This is a genomic window from Sphingobacterium haloxyli, from assembly GCF_002980525.1.
Taxonomy (GTDB): domain Bacteria; phylum Bacteroidota; class Bacteroidia; order Sphingobacteriales; family Sphingobacteriaceae; genus Sphingobacterium; species Sphingobacterium haloxyli.
On sequence record NZ_PVBQ01000061.1, the window covers coordinates 1 to 367 of the forward strand.

1 protein-coding gene is annotated in these 367 nt (G+C 61.0%); it reads right to left on the reverse strand.

The genetic code is table 11. The annotated features are described in order from the left end of the window. Window positions 1-367: thioredoxin family protein (locus C5745_RS19950; protein ID WP_133166413.1), on the reverse strand; the 367-nt coding region annotated here is incomplete at both ends.

The window sequence follows — 367 nt, forward strand, 5'->3', positions numbered from 1 at the left end:
GTGCCGCCACCCTCGGGTCTGTCCACACATTGGCCTCCATCTTGCGGCAGTTGACACAGTTCCAGCCTGTGAAGTCGATGAGTACCGGCCTGCCCAGCTCTTTGGCTGCGGCAAGGCCCTCTTCGTAATCGTAGTACGGATCAAATCCCTTGGGGGTACCCCGGTCGTGGAAGATCTCGTAATATTTTTTCTTCTCTGCCGGTCCGGTGCCTGCCGCAGGGGCTGCCCCGAAGTTTACCACCGAGAGGTCGAAGTCCTGCGTGGCCGAGGGCGGCAGGAATGCCGATATCGACTTCAGCGGAGCCCCCCACATGCCCGGCACCATGTACACCACGAAGGCGAACACGGTCACCGCCAGTATGGTCCG